Genomic DNA, 18,079 nt, shown 5'->3' with positions numbered 1-18,079 from the left:
CGATTTATCTATTCCGGTTTAGCTAAGGCGATTTATCTGTGTCGGTTTAACTATGGCCGTTAAACGCTTGGTTGCAAAAAAAAGCGAGGGTGCTAGAATACGCGCTCTTTTGAACGTCTTGCTGATTTAGTGTTCGGCTAGACGCGATTTTTAACACTAAACTATATAAGGTATTTATTATGTCTTTATCAACTGAGCAAAAAGCAGCTATCGTTGCTGAATACGCAGTTAAAGAAGGTGACACTGGTTCTCCAGAAGTACAAGTTGCTTTGTTAACAACACAAATCAACCACTTACAAGGTCACTTCAAAGCGCACATCCATGATCACCACTCACGTCGTGGTCTACTACGCATGGTTAGCCAACGTCGTAAGCTTTTAGACTACTTAAAGCGTAAAGATGTTGAGCGTTACACTGCGCTTATCGGTAAATTAGGTCTACGTCGTTAATCGACGGCTTATTTGCCCATCAAACTCAAATGAGTTTGATAAAAGAAAGGCGCTTAGGCGCCTTTTTTGATCTTTGTAATTTTTTCATCGAACCTCTGCCACTATTCAACATTCCAAAACACCAACTCTCTGGTTGCTCTGCTAACGTAAAATAGCGACTGAAATCTCTTTAATAAACTCAATCAACTAAGTAATTGTGACAATCTGGTTTTAATTGATTTAAGCGCTAGTAATAGCGGTTGTTATCGCTATAATTAGCGGGCAAATTAAACGAATGAAAACAGAGCTGACTTAAATAGGTAAGTTGGTGTCTTAAACTAAGGAATCTGTAAATGTTTACTCCGGTAACTAAAACATTTGAGTACGGTCAACATACCGTAACATTAGAAACGGGTGTTATTGCTCGTCAAGCAACAGCAGCTGTAATGGCTTCAATGGATGATACGTCGGTATTAGTATCTGTTGTTGCTAAAAAAGAGGCGGTAGAAGGTCAAGACTTCTTCCCATTAACGGTAAATTATCAAGAAAAAACATACGCCGCGGGTAAAATCCCTGGTGGTTTCTTTAAGCGTGAAGGTCGTCCTTCTGAAGAAGAAACATTGATTGCACGTTTGATTGACCGTCCAATTCGTCCGTTATTTCCGGAAGGCTTCACCAATGAAGTACAGGTAATTATTACCGTTGTTTCTGCTAACCCAGAAATTTCACCTGACATTATTTCATTACTAGGTACATCTGCTGCGTTAGCAATTACAGGTACACCTTTTAATGGTCCTGTAGGTGCTGCGCGTGTTGGTTATAAAGATGGCCAGTATCTATTAAACCCGCTTCAGTCTGAGTTGGCAGAAAGCCAATTAGACTTAGTGGTAGCAGGTACGGACTCTGCTGTATTAATGGTTGAATCAGAAGCTGAAATTCTTTCTGAAGAAGTGATGTTAGGTGCCGTAGTATACGGTCACGAACAATCACAAAAAGCTATCGAAGCGATCAAAGAGTTTGCCGCTGAAGTTAACACGCCTGCTTGGAACTGGGAAGCGCCAGTAAAAAATGCAGAGCTTATCGCGAAAATCGACGAGCTAGCGTCTGCCCAAGTAAACGAAGCTTACCAAATTACTGAAAAAGCTAAGCGTTACGAGCGTGTTGCTGAAATTCGCAATGAAGTTGTTGAAAAGCTACTTGCTCAAGATGAAGCACTAAACGTTCAAGAAGCAAAAGATTTATTCCACGACTTAGAGAAAAATGTTGTCCGTGGTCGTATCACCCAAGGTCACCCTCGTATTGATGGTCGCGACCCTGAAATGATCCGTTCACTAGACGTAATGACTGGCGTGTTACCACGAACTCACGGTAGTGCCGTATTCACACGTGGTGAAACCCAAGCATTAGTGACAGCTACACTAGGTACACAACGTGATGCACAGAAAGTTGAAACCATTTTAGGTGAGAAAACTGACAACTTTATGTTGCACTACAACTTCCCTCCGTACTCAGTCGGTGAAACTGGTTTTATCGGTTCTCCTAAGCGCCGTGAAATCGGTCACGGTCGCCTAGCGAAGCGCGGTGTGTTAGCGGTAATGCCAACAGTCGAAGAATTCCCGTACGCAGTGCGTGTGGTATCAGAAATCACTGAGTCAAATGGTTCATCATCAATGGCTTCTGTCTGTGGTACTTCATTAGCACTAATGGACGCTGGTGTGCCAATTAAGGCCTCTGTTGCTGGTATCGCAATGGGTCTAGTGAAAGAAGGTGACAGCCACGTTGTACTTTCTGACATTCTTGGTGATGAAGATCACTTAGGTGATATGGACTTTAAAGTAGCAGGTACTTCTGAAGGTATTACTGCACTACAAATGGATATCAAGATCGAAGGTATCACCCAAGATATTATGCAAACTGCGCTTAACCAAGCAAAAGCAGCACGTATTCATATCTTGAGCGTAATGGACCAAGCGATTGATTCAGCACGTGACGATATCTCTGATTTCGCACCACGTATTCACACCATGAAAATCAGTGCTGACAAGATCCGTGAAGTTATCGGTAAAGGTGGCGCAACGATTCGTCAGCTTACGGAAGAAACGGGTACAACGATTGAAATCGAAGATGACGGTACGGTTAAGATTGCTGCGACTGATGCTGGCCAAGCAGAAGATGCAATTAGCCGCATTAAAGCGCTAACCGCTGAAATCGAAGTCGGTGAAATCTACACAGGTAAAGTGGTTCGTATCGTAGATTTCGGTGCGTTCGTTAACGTTTTACCGGGCAAAGACGGTCTAGTTCATATCTCGCAAATTTCAGAAGAGCGCGTAAATGCAGTAGCTGACGTGTTAACTGAAGGTCAAGAAGTGACGGTTAAAGTACTTGAAGTTGACCGCCAAGGTCGCGTGCGTTTAAGCATGAAAGAAGCAGCAGCTAAGCCTGAAGCTCAAGAAGCGGCTGACGCACCAAGCGAAGACGCTTAATCTTCAACGCTAAGCATTAGCTTATTTGAACGAGAAAAAGGGAGCTATCAAGCTCCCTTTTTTATATACTCGAAAAGTGATTCATTACTCTTTCAATCAAACCTAAACGAATTGTCGTATTAGCATTAAGTTATCCGCTAGCTAGATGAATTTCGCGCATCACCTTTAACACTAGCGCTGATGACAAAATATCAAACGCAGTATTTGAAGCGTTTTTGGGGTTTGAAAAGTTAAATATAGGTATCTTACTGAGTGAAAAAATTAGCTATTCTTGCGTTAACTACTAGCTTTTTGTTTATCCAAGGCTGTGCATCAACCACGCAATCAACGTCAGCCGTGAACAACTTAGTGATTGCTGAGCCTTTACCCGTTAATTTTAAAAGTGAAATTGCGCTTGCACGCCTGAGTGAAGTGATTCAAAGAGCAGAAATTAGCGATGGTGAGCGTGCCCAGCTTTATTACGATCGCGGTGTGATTTACGACAGCGTTGGCCTGAGAAACCTAGCACGCTTGGACTTTAATCGCGCTTTGCGCCTTAAACCAGACCTCGTCGATGCCTATAATTTCCTTGGTATTCACTTCACCCAAATGCAGGAATTTAACCAAGCTTACGACCAATTTGATTCTGCTATTGATTTAGCCCCAGAGCACGAATATGCCTTTTTAAATCGCGGTATCGCGCTTTATTACGGTGGTCGAGCAGAGCTAGCTGCTGATGACTTAGCGGTTTTTTTAAGCAAACAAACGAACGATCCTTATCGTATTTTGTGGCTTTATATTGCTGAACGAGAATATTCGCCGGAGCAGGCTGAAATAAACTTGCGCGCCCGAGCCCGCCGCGTTGGTGATCAAGTATGGGCAAAACAGATTATTCAACTGTATTTAGGTGAACTTTCTCAGCGTCAGTTTATTGGGCAATTGACGCAAGATGTTGCTTCCAATAAAGCATTAACTGACCGCCTTTGTGAGGCTTACTTCTACCTTGGCAAGTTTGCGCAGTTTAACGGCCAAGAAAAAGTCGCACTCAATTTTTTCAAATTGGCATTAAGTACCAATGTGTATGAGTTTGTTGAACATAGGTACGCAAAGCTTGAGCTTGACCTTGTTAGACAAGGTGAGCAGTTCTAACTTCACCACTTTACCTAACGATAGTGATTTTGCCTAAATTGATAATAGCAAGATTGGCAATAAGAAGGTTGGTGTTCGCTAGGTTGATAATTGCGAGCTTGATGGTGTTGCTGCCATCAAGCTCTTTTTCGTTTACGGACTACTATACTCGGCTAAGCGACAGCCACGTGTTAGGTGAAAGTATCCAAGCGTTTGCCTTGGCAAAAAACCATACTAAAGCCCATCAGAAAAACTTAACACTAGCTAAGATAGGTGATATTGCCTGGTTAAATAGTGCAACTAAACTCGCTGCTGTTGACCAAACTGTTAGCATGCAATTGGCAGCTTGGTATTTGTCCCAAAATAAACTTACTAGTGCCGAGCATTACTTATTAACTGCCAAGTCATTGGGCAGTACTGCGGCGATCAGCGAGCTGGCAGTCCTTTGGCACACACAAGAGCGCTTTGACAAAGTGCTCAATGAATTGACTAATGAAATAACGCTGTGGGATGAAGCTGTCGCAAATGCCAAGGTTCACGCGCTTGTGGCAACTGGGCAGATTTCGGTATTAGAAGAATTGCTCAATAAGTTGCAAGTTACACCTGAATTGGCTCCTCTTTATCAATCAACATACCAAACGCTGGTTGATTTTGATGTGCTCAATACAGCAAATGTTCAGCAAGAGAGGGGTGATCAACCAGTTGCGCGTGAGCAGCATTGCCCATTGTCAATTACCCTAGCAGCTAGCCAATTGAACGACTTAAAGCGTTGGCAAAACCTAGCGCAAACATACAAAGGTTCTAAGTTAAGCCAGTTCTTGTGTGTTAGCCGTATTAAGTATATTCCGCCATTTGCGCATGACTGCAATTTATCGCCGCAACCCCCCATTATGTGTGATGAGGCAAAGCTCGGGAGTAAACTAAGTGCGATAGGAGATATTAGTAGCGATTACCTTGCCTTAATGCTACCCAAAGGGGGAGCAAATGTTCATATGGGGATACTTTATTTGGATAGGGCAGATGATTTTACTGTGTTTAGCCATGAATTAACTCACCTGCTAGGCTTTATCGATGAATATACGCTAAGTGCTACTCATCCAGTTTGCCAGCGACCGAGCAATGAATTGGGGTGGAATATTGCAACGTTGCCGAGCACTGCATTGCAAGATGGTTACCTATCACGTGCGGTAGCTAAGCAGATGCCTTGGTATAGTGAAGTAAGCCAATATATTGAAAATGTCGATGAAAGAATACCACTTAATCGCCCTTTGTCACCCAACGGGTTTGGTTTTTTTCAAGCAGATACCTGCACTTCAAGTGAAAAGAACAGTGCCATTAAACCTTTGCAACAGGCAACCTTGTTGCGAAATCACGACTTTGCTATTCCTGAGCAATATCTAACGCTGCTGGCAAAAGATGTTCACAAGTACAAAATGCCTTCTTATCACTACAACATTGGTGTCGCATTGTATCGCGAGAAACAGGGCAGTGACGCTTTGAAGTGGCTTAATCAAGCCGTTCACTGAACTTGTGTTTGCTGCTTCCGGCTCTCTTTCATAAATAGTATAAATAGAGCAAACAATAGCGGTTTAAACGAAGCTTCTCTATCAGCGGGGGAATCGCTGCTTGTGTTGGCTTGAGTACTAGCTTTACTAATAGAAACTACTAATACTGGAGCTTGTGTTGAGGGTTGACTTCTTCTACTGCAAGACCGTCAGTAGTGTTAATGGAATGCTTAGGTTGTTGTTTGTTGGCTACTTCGTCCGGCGTTATTGCTGACGCTAACAAAGACTCTCTCACCTGTGCTATCGGCCACATGGCCTGATTTAACGTTGTTTTGACTGAATTGTCCTTTACTGGGGCATCTTGCTTTACTGCATCTCTAAACCAAGAGTAGAGCGTCATATTTATTATCCTTCTTTTATTGTCTATTAGGTATAGACCACAATGGGCTAAATTAACAACGCACGAACTTAATAAATGCTCTGTCGTTTTAGGATACTACGTTATAATTGCGGCAGTTTTATGTCGGTATAATGTCAACACAGTGATGACTGAATTCTCCCCCCAAGCTTTTCGCAACCAATTCCCACTACTCGCAAAACCTCAATCAACTCAGCCGATCGTGTATTTTGATAACGCCGCAACCACGCAAAAACCAAATTGTGTGATTGATGAAATGACGCGATTTTATCAAACCACCAATGCGAATGTTCACCGTGCTTCTCATCAATTGAGTGCTATGGCAACAACTCAGTTTGAGCGTGCCAGAGAAACAGCAAAGCACTTTATTAATGCGCACAGTGAAAAAGAAATTATTTGGACAAAAGGGACAACCGAGGCCATCAATATTGTTGCGCAGTGTTATGCCAAGCCGCTGTTCAAAGCGGGTGACGAGATAATCGTTAGCTATAGCGAGCATCACGCTAACATAGTGCCTTGGCAACAAGTCGCTGCGCATTGCGGCGCATTTATCAAGGTACTTCCGCTAGACAAAACGGGACGTATTGATATTGCCGCTATCGACGCCATTATCACGAATAAAACTAAATTAGTGGCCGTAAATTTGGTGTCCAACGTTATTGGCAAGCGCAATCCTATCGAAGCGATTATTGACCGAGCCAAAGCGGTTAATGCCAAAGTACTTGTCGATGGTGCCCAAGCAGTAGCGCATGAAGCCATTGATGTCCAAAAACTGGGCTGTGACTTTTTTGTATTCTCAGCGCACAAGGTTTATGGCCCGACTGGGGTAGGAGTGTTGTACGGTCGGGAAGCTTTATTAGAAGCCATGCCACCATATCAGTTCGGTGGCGAAATGATTAAAAAGGTGAGTTTCAGTGGAACAACCTTTGCACAATTACCGTTTAAATTTGAAACCGGTACGCCCAATATTGCCGGTGTGCTAGGGCTAGCAAAAGCGTTAGCGTTTACGGGTAACAACCGTCAGTTGATGGCCGATTACGAGCAAACGCTTATTGATTACACCTACGAGCGATTAGTGAGTATATCTGGGGTAAAGCTGCTGTTTGCTGATAAACCCGATATTCCAATTTTTTCTTTTGTGCTTGATAACGCGCACCACCAAGATGTTGCGACATTTTTAAATGGACAAAATATCGCTATTCGCGCGGGTCATCACTGTGCAATGCCGCTCATGGAATACCTTGGTGAATCTGGATGTTTACGTATTTCGCTAGCACCTTACAATTTAACCCGTGAGGTGGATACTTTTATCGATGCAATGCGTGCTTTTAATCATATGTCAGCTAGTTCATCAACCAGTTTGCCCGCTGATTTATCAGCCATTTCATTGGAAAGTTATGTAGATCGAAAAGGCGTTGAAAAACAAAACGCGCTTGAAGAGATTCAAGCACGTTTTAATTCAGCAAAAGGTTGGGACGGGCGACATCGCGAGATAATGTTATTGAGTAAGCAGCTTGAGCGCTTATCAAGAGACCAGCGCTTGGATCAGTATTTAGTTCAAGGCTGTGAAAGTGATGTTTGGCTCAAGGCTCAGGTAAATCAAGATGGGGAGTGGTCTTTTCAGGCTGACAGCGATGCTAAAGTTATTCGCGGCTTACTGGTCATTGTTTTCGCGATGTTCAATCATCAAAATGCTGGGTATATTGAGTCATTCGATGTTGAACATCACTTTAAACAGTTAGGCTTAATGGAGCACCTAAGCCCATCTCGTGGTAATGGTGTTCGCGCGATTGTTGCAAGAATAAAAGACCTTGCTGGTTAATTCATACCTGCAGAAGTACCGATACAAATACTAGCCCAGTTTTCGCTTTAAGAGCTTGTCTATCGCTTTACCAACAGCAAAAAAACCAAAGGTGGCCGTGATGTGCGTTGCGGCACCAAAGCCGCCACTGCAATCTAGGCGCATTGCCCCTTCCTGACTTTGCTTGGCATGACAAACGTTACCATCAGCATCTGGATATACCAGCTGCTGTGTCGAAAATATCGCGTCTATGCTGAATTTCCGCTTGGTATTGCGAGAAAAGTTATATTCGCGGCGCAAGGTATTGCGTACTTTGGCGAGTAATGGGTCTTGGTATGTCTGGCTGAGATCTGCAACGGTAATTTGTGTCGGATCTGTTTGACCGCCTGCACCACCGATGGTGATCATCGGAATTTTATTTCTTTTACAGTGAGCGATAAGCGCCGATTTGACCTGAACAGAATCAATAGCATCAAAGACATAATCAAAGGCTGAGGTGATTAGCGCTCGAGTATTTTCAAGCGTAATAAAATCCTCTACAACAGTCACTTCGCAGTCAGGATTAATGTGCTTAATACGCTCTGCCATGACCTCTACTTTGCTCTCACCAACGGTTTCGGTAAGCGCATGAATTTGGCGGTTTGTATTGGTGACACAAATATCATCAAGATCGATTAACGTGATACGGCCAAATCCGGTTCGAGCCAGCGATTCAGCAATCCACGAGCCCACACCACCAATTCCAATCACACATACAGAGGCACTTTTAATAGCTGCTGCGCCTTGCACGCCGTAAAGGCGCTCAATACCACCAAACCTAAGCTGATAATCTGACATACTTCTCTAGATTACTCGAAGTTAAAAAGGCGCGTATTATAGCAGTAAAATAGCGCCTAGTGACAACGCTGACGGGACAGGGTTAATGAGCAGGCAAGGTAACCGTAAAGACGGTGAATTGCTCTTGCTCTATTTCGTATTGAATATGACCACCTTGCGCCTCAGCAAGTAGCTTAGCTGAATATGCCCCTAAGCCAGAGCCTTGCTTGATGTTACCTGTGGCATATTTATCAAACAGAGTGTGACGTAAGGTTTCTGGCACGACACCAGCGTTTTTACAGGTAAACGACAATGCTTGCTCAGCTTCTTCGAGCACAATGGATATCTTGCTATTAGGTGGCGCAGCTTCAACAGCATTTTTTATCAAATTGTTGAATATTGATAGGCACAATAGTGGCTCGACATTGGCGAGTTTTTTTGTATTGTCTTTAAATTTGATGCTGACTTTTTTGCTCTGAGCATCGAGTTGGCAGCCTGTAATAGCGTCGAGTACCAAAGGAGGTAGCTGTGTCGGTGCTGGTGTAAACTCGTATAGACCTTGCTCTATTTTGTAGAGCTCAAGCGATAGGTTGATCATACCGATGACGTTATTTACTGTGGTTTTGATCGCGCTGGCGAGCGGAACATCCTTAATTTTTCCCGCTTGGAAAAGGATACTCGCCAGTGGTGCTTTAAGGTCGTGTTGGGTAATCTTTTCGATGTCTTCACGCAGCTGTGCGGTTTCTTGCAACTGGTGTACTTGCTGGGCGAGCTTTTCTTGGTTGCGCTTCAAACTAATATGCGTGTTCACCCGTGCGAGGAGAATTTCACCTTGCAGAGGCTTAGTTATATAGTCAACGGCGCCAGTTTCAAATCCTTTGGTAATGTCTTCAATCTGTGACTTTGCAGTTAAGAAAATTACCGGTATTTTTTGCGTATCAGAGCTATTTTTTATTGCTTCACAAACCTGATAACCATCCATTTCCGGCATCATAATATCAAGTAGTACTAAATCAATTTTCTGATGCTGTTTGGCTAATATTTGCAGCGCCTGTTTACCGTTTTTAGCGGCGATAATGCGGTAGTGACTGCGTAAAATGCCCGCCGCGACTTCAATATTACTTGACTCGTCGTCGACAATCAGTACTGACCCACCAGTGTCGGATATCACTCGTTTGGGAGCCGCAGTGATAACTTGCTTCTCGCTAAAACAATTTGCCCCCGTTAACTGATGAAGCGATTTACACAGCGCGTCGCGATCAAATGGCTTGGCTAATGTTACTAAGCTTTTATTTATTTGCGACTTAACTGCGTCGAATGTGCTTGGCTCGCGATATAGCAAAAGTACAGGTGCAACATTTAAAATGCCTTCCTCTTTTGCCTTGGCGATGATTTGTGATGGGGTAAAGTCGGCTAAGTTGTCTGCAATGATCACGATATCGGCAGGTTGCATCGCCATAAAGTCGAGTGCGTCCTGACCATTTTCCACACTCGCGATACTGGACTTATCAAAGTTACAATCGATTAATATTTTTGCGATCGCTTCTCTGGCAAGTCTGCTGTCATCAATTATTAGTATGTGCTTCAAGTGAGGGAGACCATAAAGTAAACAACTACACTATCAAGCTTATAAAAGAATGATGGGTTTGTATAGCTTGCTTATTATTAATTATTATTAGGTTATTAAAAAAGCAGCCTTGGAAGGCTGCTTTTTTCGGCTTTTATTTTAACAAATAAATTGGCTTATCTGTCTTTTAACGGTGTGAAATCGCGGTTAATTTCGCCAGTGTATTTTTGACGAGGACGACCGATTTTTTGACCTGGTTGAGATAGCATCTCATCCCAGTGTGCACACCAACCGACAGTACGTGACATCGCAAAAATTACTGTGAACATGCTTGTTGGGATACCGATAGCTTTCAGAATGATACCTGAGTAGAAATCAACATTCGGGTATAGCTTCTTCTCAATAAAGTACGGATCTTCCAGTGCAACTTTTTCTAATGCCATTGCAACGTCTAATAACGGGTCGTTAACACCTAGCTCTTGAAGCACTTCGTGACACGTTTCACGCATTACTGTCGCGCGCGGGTCAAAGTTCTTGTAAACACGGTGACCAAAGCCCATTAAGCGGAATGGATCGTCTTTGTCTTTCGCTTTTGCAACGAATTCATCTACACGCGATACATCACCGATTTCTTCTAACATGTTCAAACATGCTTCGTTAGCACCACCGTGCGCAGGGCCCCATAATGACGCAACACCAGCGGCAATACACGCGTACGGGTTAGCACCAGAAGAACCAGCTAAACGAACGGTTGACGTTGAAGCGTTTTGTTCGTGATCTGCGTGAAGGGTAAAGATGCGATCCATTGCCTTAGCAAGGGTCGGGCTAACTTTGTACTCTTCAGCAGGTACAGAGAACATCATGTGTAAGAAGTTTTCTGCAAAAGTTAAATCGTTACGAGGGTAAACGAATGGTTGGCCAATGCTGTACTTATATGCCATAGCCGCAATAGTTGGCATTTTTGCCACTAGGCGGTGTGCACAACGCATACGTTGCTCAGGATCAGTAATGTCTAAATCACTGTGGTAGAACGAAGACATAGCGCCAACCACACCACAAAGCATTGCCATTGGGTGAGCGTCAGGTAAGAAGCCTTGGAAGAAGTGAGCAATCTTCTCGTGCACCATTGTATGGTTGGTAATGATGTTTTTGAACTCGTCATACTGAGACGTAGTTGGTGCTTGACCGTTAAGCAAGATGTAACAAACTTCAAGGTAATCTGCTTCTTTCGCTAATGCGTCAATAGGGTAGCCACGGTGTTGTAATACACCTTTACCACCATCAATGAAAGTAATCGCAGACTCACAAGAAGCCGTCGCTAAGAAACCAGGGTCATAGGTGAAGTAGCCTGAAGCACCTAATGTTCGGATGTCGATTACGTCGTTGCCAGCGGTACCAGATACTACTGGTAATTCAGCAACTTCTTTGCCGTCAATACTAAGAGAGGCTTTAGAATCAGCCATATGTTATATCCCCTATAATTTTTAAATTACTGTGTAACTAATGACTAGTTAATCAGTTTTTTTGAATATAAAACTGCGGGTATTCTACTTCAAACTCACCCTATAAAGTCAATTCAAATGTGCGTTTGAATTTACGAAACTGTTATGTAACTAGCTCATTAGGTTAAAAAGCGAACGCAACTCGTTAAAATCGAACGGAAATTGTAATTAACAAACTTCAACTATATAATCAGGCTGATCTTCATCTGTTTGCCTGATGCATTCGTATGTATTGACGAACAATTGTAGTTCACTGGGGGGTTGCTCATAGTAAGTAGAACATCATGGGTAACAATAAAAAAAGTTGAAGGCTCCAAGAGCACTTTAGGCATCAATCGTGAAAAAAGAACGTCCTGTAAACCTAGACCTGACTACAATAAAGATGCACCCAGCAGCAAATGCTTCAATCATGCACCGTATTTCCGGTGTTGTGATGATCTTTGCTATCGGTATCTTGTTGTGGGCACTATCATTATCCTTGTCTTCCGCTGAAGAATTCACGCAAGTTAAAGCACTGCTTGACGGCGTGTTCTTTAAACTCATCATGCTCGGCATTGCCACAGCAATTATTTATCATTTATTGGGCGGCATCCGCCATTTATTGATGGATATGGGCCACTTTGAAGAAAAAGCGTCTGGTAACGCCAGTGCTAAATTCATCATTGTGCTGTGGATTGTATTGACCGCTGTAGTGGGAGTTTGGTTATGGTAAACAATGTAGCAACTGTAGGCCGTAGTGGCGTACATGATTTTATCTTATTAAGAGCAAGCGCACTGGTATTAGCTGCTTACGTGCTATTTATCGCTGGCTTTTTCGCTGTCACTCCAGAAGTTACCTATGAAATTTGGCAAGGCTTATTTTCAAACCTTGCGATGAAGGTGTTTACCTTAGTTTCATTATTTGGATTGCTTATCCACGCATGGATTGGTATCTGGCAAGTCTTGTCTGATTACATCAAAGCAACGTTTTTACGTGGTGTATTGCAATTTGTTTTTTCTGTGACCTTGCTGACTTATTTCGTAGCGGGTTTCCTAATCGTATGGGGTGTGTAAGTGAGCATTTCAGTTCGTGAATTTGACGCCATAGTAATTGGCGCTGGCGGCGCTGGTATGCGCGCTGCATTAGCTATTTCAGAATCAGGTCAAAGCTGTGCTTTGATCTCAAAAGTTTTCCCTACTCGTTCGCACACAGTATCTGCGCAAGGTGGTATCACTGTTGCTTTAGGTAACGCGCATGAAGACAACTGGGAATTCCACATGTATGACACCGTTAAAGGCTCTGACTACATCGGTGACCAAGACGCTATCGAATACATGTGTAAAACCGGCCCGGAAGCCATCATCGAAATGGAGAACATGGGTTTACCCTTCTCTCGTTTTAATAACGGTAAAGTATACCAACGTCCATTCGGTGGCCAATCAAAGAATTTTGGTGGTGAACAAGCGGCACGTACCGCAGCAGCAGCTGACCGTACTGGTCATGCACTTCTTCACTGCTTGTACCAACAGAACGTTAAAAACAAAACAAACGTTTTCTCAGAATGGTATGCATTAGACATCGTAAAAAACAGTGAAGGTACCGTTGTTGGTGCAACAGCTATCGATATCGAATCTGGCGAAGTGTGTTACTTCAAAGCGCGTGCAACAGTACTAGCGACTGGTGGTGCGGGTCGTATCTTCGCATCAACTACTAATGCTCACATCAACACGGGCGATGGTGTTGGTATGTCACTTCGTGCTGGCGTGCAAATGCAAGACATGGAAATGTGGCAGTTCCACCCAACAGGTATTGCAGGTGCCGGTACGCTAGTAACTGAAGGTTGTCGTGGTGAAGGTGGTTACCTACTGAACAAAGACGGCGAGCGCTTCATGGAACGTTACGCACCAAATGCTAAAGACTTAGCGGGTCGTGACGTTGTAGCACGTTCAATGATGACGGAAATCCGTGAAGGTCGTGGCTGTGATCACCCTCAATACGGCCCACACATCAAGCTCAAGCTAGACCACTTAGGCCGTGAAACGCTTATGCAACGCTTGCCAGGTGTTTGTGAACTTTCAGAAACCTTTGCTCACGTTCACCCTGCTGACGAGCCAATCCCCGTTATTCCAACGTGTCACTACCAAATGGGTGGTGTACCTTGTAACGTTAATGGTCAAGCAATTAACTTCAACCCAGAAACAGGTGAAGACACTATCATCGAAGGCTTATTCGCTGTTGGTGAAATTGCTAACGTATCCGTTCATGGTGCAAATCGCCTAGGTGGTAATTCACTACTAGATTTAGTGGTATTTGGCCGCGCGGCAGGTAACTTCTTAGGTGAATACCTTGCACAAACGCAAACCGCGAAAGAAGCGACTGAATCAGATCTTGAAACTTCTTTAGCAAGGTATAACCGTTGGGAATCTTCAACCAGTGGTGAAGACCCAGTTCAAATCCGCAAAGATTTACAACAATGTATGCAGATGAACTTCTCTGTATTCCGTGAAGGTGAAGCGATGGCGGAAGGTATGAAGGAGTTAACTGAGATTCGTGAGCGTCTTAAAAATTCTCATCTGGCAGACAAGTCTCGTGAATTCAATACCGATCGTATCGAATGTCTAGAGCTTGATAACCTGATGGAAACAGCATACTGTACGGCGAAAGCTGCGAACTATCGTACCGAATCTCGCGGAGCGCACTCACGTGAAGATTACTTAGAACGTGATGACGAAAACTGGTTATGCCACACAATTTACACGCCTGGCACAGAAGATATGTCTAAGCGTGACGTGAACATGAAGCCAGTTCACCGCGAAGCATTCCCACCGAAAGTTCGTACTTACTAAGGAGCATAACGATGAAACAAATTTTTTCGATTTACCGTTACAATCCTGATGTTGACAACGCACCATACATGAAAGAATACGAGCTGGAAATTCCAGAAGGCTCGGATATGATGGTATTAGATGCGTTGATCTTGTTGAAAGAGCAAGACTCAACATTATCGTTCCGTCGTTCATGTCGTGAGGGCGTATGTGGCTCTGACGGCTTAAACATGAATGGTAAAAATGGCTTGGCTTGTATTACGCCTTTGTCGGCTGTTAAAGCAAACAAAATCGTATTGCGTCCATTACCAGGTTTACCCGTAGTGCGCGATTTAGTTATTGATATGACGCAGTTCTACAATCAATACGAAAAAATTAAGCCGTACTTAATTAACGATGGTAAAGAACAACCAGCACGTGAGCATTTACAGTCTATCGAGGAGCGTGAGCACTTAGATGGTTTGTACGAGTGTATTTTATGTGCATGTTGTTCAACGTCTTGTCCATCATTTTGGTGGAACCCAGACAAGTTTATCGGCCCAGCGGGTCTTCTACACGCTTACCGCTTCTTAATTGATAGCCGTGATACAGCAACAGAAGAGCGCTTGGACGGTTTACAAGATGCGTACAGCGTATTCCGTTGTCACGGCATCATGAACTGTGTTGATGTTTGTCCAAAAGGATTAAACCCAACGAAAGCAATTGGCCACATTAAGTCAATGCTTTTACAAAGAGCCGTTTAATCAAAATGGGTGGGGCGCACAGCCCCACCTAGATTAAACACAATAATTGGTTGCATTTTCCCCTGGTAAAGGAACAGCTAATGCCCGAAGGTGTAATGAAGGCTTGGTTAGAGTCTTCCCATTTAAGTGGCGCAAACGCTACTTATATTGAAGAACTATACGAATTATATTTAGAAAATTCACAATCTGTATCGGCCGAATGGCGCGATGTATTTGATTCTCTCCCCAAAATCGAAGGTGCTGATGTTGAATATAAACATTCAGCCGTTCGCGACGAATTTAAAGAACTAGCAAAACAACCTGCTCGCAATGTGATTGTTTCTGGTGGTTCTGACGCACGACAAGTCAAAGTATTACAACTGATTAATGCGTTCCGCTTCCGTGGTCATCAAAACGCAAGCATCGATCCGCTTGGTTTATGGCAACGTGACAAGGTGAGAGATCTTCAGCTATCACACCACGACTTATCAGAAAACGATTTCGATAAAGAATTCAACGTTGGCTCATTTGCAAGTGGTCAAGAAACCATGAAGTTGGGCGACTTGTACAAGGCATTACGCAAAACATATTGCGGCTCGATCGGTGCAGAATACATGCACATGACATCGACCGAGGAAAAACGTTGGATCCAAAGCCGATTAGAGTCAGTTCAATCACAAGGCCAGTTCAACACTGAGCAAAAAGAAGAAATTCTTAAAGGTTTGATTGCCGCTGACGGCCTTGAAAAGTACTTGGGGGCAAAATTCCCAGGCGCTAAACGCTTCTCACTAGAAGGTGGCGACGCGTTAATTCCAATGTTAAAAGAGTTAATTACGCGTGCAGGTAGCCATGGCACTAAAGAAGTGGTTATGGGGATGGCGCACCGTGGTCGTTTAAATGTTCTTGTGAACGTAATGGGTAAGAACCCAACCAAATTATTCGACGAATTCGCGGGTAAACACGACGATTTAGTCGGCTCAGGTGATGTTAAGTATCACATGGGTTACTCATCTGATTTTGTTACGCCTGGTGGTAATGTTCACTTAGCCCTTGCGTTTAACCCTTCTCACCTTGAAATTGTTAACCCTGTGGTCATGGGGTCAGTACGCGCGCGTCAAGATCGCCGCGAAGGTAGTGAAGGCGATTCTGTATTGCCGATTACGATTCACGGTGACTCTGCTATTGCAGGCCAAGGTGTTGTGCAAGAAACCTTCAACATGTCGCAAGCACGCGCTTTCACTGTTGGTGGTAGTATTCGCATTGTGGTCAATAACCAAGTTGGCTTTACAACCTCTAAGCCAGAAGATACACGTAGTGGTGAGTACTGTACTGAAATTGCCAAAATGGTACAGGCACCTATTTTCCACGTGAACTCTGACGATCCAGAGGCGGTAATTTTAGCGACACAAATCGCATTGGATTTCCGCAACAAGTTCAAACGTGATGTAGTGATTGATTTAGTCTGTTACCGCCGTCACGGCCACAATGAAGCTGATGAGCCAAATGCGACACAGCCATTGATGTATCAAAAAATCAAGAAACACCCAACACCGCGCCAAATTTACGCAGATAAGTTAAATACGGAAGGTTCGATCAAATCGACCAAGTCCGAAGAGCTAACAGCTTATTACCGCAAGTTACTTGACGAAGGCCAGTGTACCGTTGAACAGTGGCGCCCGATGACAGAGCATTCAGTTGACTGGACGCCATTCTTGGGACACGACTGGGATGATGAGTACGATCACGAAATTCCGGTAGAAAAGCTAAAAGAATTGGCAACAGCAATTTCTAGCTACCCAGCAGATCATCCCGTGCACTCTCGCGTTAAGAAAGTGTACGACGATCGCCAAAAAATGGCGGCGGGTGAAAAACTCCTTGATTGGGGTTTTGCTGAAAGCTTAGCCTACGCTGCCATTGTCGATGGTGGTGATCGCGTGCGTATTACTGGTCAAGATGCGGGTCGTGGTACTTTCTTCCACCGCCACGCAGTGCTGCACAACCAAGAAGATGCCAGCACTTATCTACCATTGCAAAACGTGCGTGAAGGCCAAGGTGAGTTTGATGTCCATGACTCAGTGCTGTCAGAAGTTTCTGTGCTAGCGTTTGAGTACGGTTACACGACAGCAGAGCCAAATGGTTTGACGATTTGGGAAGCACAATTTGGTGACTTTGCGAACTGCGCACAAGTGGTATTTGACCAATTTATCTCGTCAGGCGAGCAGAAATGGGGCCGCTTATGTGGCTTAACTATGTTGTTGCCACATGGCTACGAAGGTCAAGGGCCAGAGCATTCATCGGCTCGTTTAGAGCGTTACTTGCAGCTATGTGCTGATCACAACATGCAAGTGTGTGTGCCATCAACACCAGCACAAGTATTCAACATGCTGCGCCGACAAGTCGTTCGTCCAATGCGTCGCCCACTGGTTGTTATGTCACCTAAATCATTGTTGCGTCACCCGCTAGCGGTTTCGTCGTTAGAAGAGTTGGCAAGTGGTGAGTACCACAACGTGATTGGTGAAGTTGATCAAGACATCAAACCAGAAAACGTTGAACGCGTCGTATTTTGTAGCGGTAAGGTTTATTACGAGTTACTAGAGCAACGTCGTAAAAACGAGCAAACCAATGTGGCAATTATCCGCGTTGAGCAACTATACCCATTCCCAGAGAAAGAGTTGGCCGCTGAAATCGCTCAGTACAGCCATGTTAAGCAATTTGTCTGGTGTCAGGAAGAGCCGCAAAACCAAGGTGCTTGGTACTGTTCTCAGCATCACTTCCGTGCGACTATCCCTGAAAGTACATATTTAACTTATGCTGGACGTAAAGCATCTGCTGCACCTGCGGTAGGTTATATGTCTGTGCATGTAAAAGAACAACAGGCGCTAGTTAACGACGCGCTTACTGTAGAATAGACCCTCTTTTTTTAAA

The 18,079-nt window shown here is 43.9% G+C and carries 14 protein-coding genes; 10 read left to right on the top strand and 4 right to left on the bottom strand.

What is annotated here, in order from left to right; translation table 11 throughout:
• The first annotated feature begins 179 nt into the window (after positions 1-179).
• The 4 genes from rpsO (at position 180) to DXX93_RS12855 (ending at position 5,544) form a co-directional block, all read left to right on the top strand.
• Entirely contained in the window at positions 180-449 is a 270-nt protein-coding gene (rpsO, locus tag DXX93_RS12870; RefSeq protein WP_116000636.1) for a 30S ribosomal protein S15, read from the top strand.
• A gap of 332 nt (positions 450-781) precedes the next feature.
• On the top strand, positions 782-2,911 hold the full coding sequence (pnp, locus tag DXX93_RS12865) for a polyribonucleotide nucleotidyltransferase (RefSeq protein ID WP_116008450.1): 2,130 nt from the start codon (positions 782-784) through the stop codon (positions 2,909-2,911).
• Positions 2,912-3,163: 252 nt separating this feature from the next.
• Complete coding sequence (nlpI, locus tag DXX93_RS12860) at positions 3,164-4,039, top strand: lipoprotein NlpI (RefSeq protein WP_116008449.1); 876 nt, start codon at positions 3,164-3,166, stop codon at positions 4,037-4,039.
• A gap of 167 nt (positions 4,040-4,206) precedes the next feature.
• On the top strand, positions 4,207-5,544 hold the full coding sequence (locus DXX93_RS12855; RefSeq protein ID WP_147302689.1) for a hypothetical protein: 1,338 nt from the start codon (positions 4,207-4,209) through the stop codon (positions 5,542-5,544).
• Between the two features lie 139 nt (positions 5,545-5,683).
• Here the strand turns inward: DXX93_RS12855 and DXX93_RS12850 are convergent, their stop codons facing one another.
• Complete coding sequence (locus DXX93_RS12850; protein WP_116008447.1) at positions 5,684-5,923, bottom strand: hypothetical protein; 240 nt, start codon at positions 5,921-5,923, stop codon at positions 5,684-5,686.
• A 145-nt stretch (positions 5,924-6,068) separates the two neighbouring features.
• Here DXX93_RS12850 and DXX93_RS12845 point away from each other — a divergent pair, with 145 nt between their 5' ends.
• Complete coding sequence (locus tag DXX93_RS12845; protein ID WP_116008446.1) at positions 6,069-7,763, top strand: SufS family cysteine desulfurase; 1,695 nt, start codon at positions 6,069-6,071, stop codon at positions 7,761-7,763.
• 30 nt (positions 7,764-7,793) lie between these two features.
• Here the strand turns inward: DXX93_RS12845 and tcdA are convergent, their stop codons facing one another.
• The 3 genes from tcdA to DXX93_RS12830 all read right to left on the bottom strand — a co-directional run bounded on the left by tcdA (position 7,794) and on the right by DXX93_RS12830 (position 11,588).
• Positions 7,794-8,579 carry a tRNA cyclic N6-threonylcarbamoyladenosine(37) synthase TcdA gene (gene tcdA, locus DXX93_RS12840; protein ID WP_116008445.1) on the bottom strand — a complete coding sequence of 262 codons (786 nt, stop codon included), beginning with the start codon at positions 8,577-8,579 and terminating at the stop codon, positions 7,794-7,796.
• Positions 8,580-8,661: 82 nt separating this feature from the next.
• Positions 8,662-10,146 carry a response regulator gene (locus DXX93_RS12835; protein ID WP_116008444.1) on the bottom strand — a complete coding sequence of 495 codons (1,485 nt, stop codon included), beginning with the start codon at positions 10,144-10,146 and terminating at the stop codon, positions 8,662-8,664.
• 155 nt (positions 10,147-10,301) lie between these two features.
• Positions 10,302-11,588, bottom strand: a complete 1,287-nt coding sequence (locus DXX93_RS12830; RefSeq protein ID WP_116008443.1) for a citrate synthase — start codon at positions 11,586-11,588, stop codon at positions 10,302-10,304.
• Between the two features lie 376 nt (positions 11,589-11,964).
• On the opposite strand from DXX93_RS12830, the gene sdhC reads away from it, so the two are divergent.
• The 5 genes from sdhC to DXX93_RS12805 all read left to right on the top strand — a co-directional run bounded on the left by sdhC (position 11,965) and on the right by DXX93_RS12805 (position 18,063).
• A complete protein-coding gene (sdhC, locus tag DXX93_RS12825; RefSeq protein ID WP_116008442.1) occupies positions 11,965-12,339 on the top strand; it encodes a succinate dehydrogenase, cytochrome b556 subunit in 375 nt (124 codons plus the stop codon).
• Positions 12,333-12,680 carry a succinate dehydrogenase, hydrophobic membrane anchor protein gene (gene sdhD / locus DXX93_RS12820; RefSeq protein WP_116008441.1) on the top strand — a complete coding sequence of 116 codons (348 nt, stop codon included), beginning with the start codon at positions 12,333-12,335 and terminating at the stop codon, positions 12,678-12,680. Before sdhC ends, sdhD begins: the two co-directional genes overlap by 7 nt.
• Entirely contained in the window at positions 12,681-14,453 is a 1,773-nt protein-coding gene (sdhA, locus tag DXX93_RS12815) for a succinate dehydrogenase flavoprotein subunit (RefSeq protein WP_116008440.1), read from the top strand. It abuts the gene before it with no gap.
• 11 nt (positions 14,454-14,464) lie between these two features.
• The gene (locus DXX93_RS12810) at positions 14,465-15,175 is read left to right on the top strand and encodes a succinate dehydrogenase iron-sulfur subunit (RefSeq protein WP_116008439.1); all 711 of its coding nucleotides are present in this window, start codon (positions 14,465-14,467) and stop codon (positions 15,173-15,175) included.
• 80 nt (positions 15,176-15,255) lie between these two features.
• The gene (locus DXX93_RS12805; protein WP_116008438.1) at positions 15,256-18,063 is read left to right on the top strand and encodes a 2-oxoglutarate dehydrogenase E1 component; all 2,808 of its coding nucleotides are present in this window, start codon (positions 15,256-15,258) and stop codon (positions 18,061-18,063) included.
• The last annotated feature ends 16 nt before the right edge of the window (positions 18,064-18,079 follow it).

It is taken from the genome of Thalassotalea euphylliae (assembly GCF_003390335.1).
Taxonomy (GTDB): domain Bacteria; phylum Pseudomonadota; class Gammaproteobacteria; order Enterobacterales; family Alteromonadaceae; genus Thalassotalea_F; species Thalassotalea_F euphylliae_B.
The sequence above is the reverse complement of the archived record's forward strand: the minus strand, read 5'-3'. Positions and strand labels throughout refer to the sequence as shown.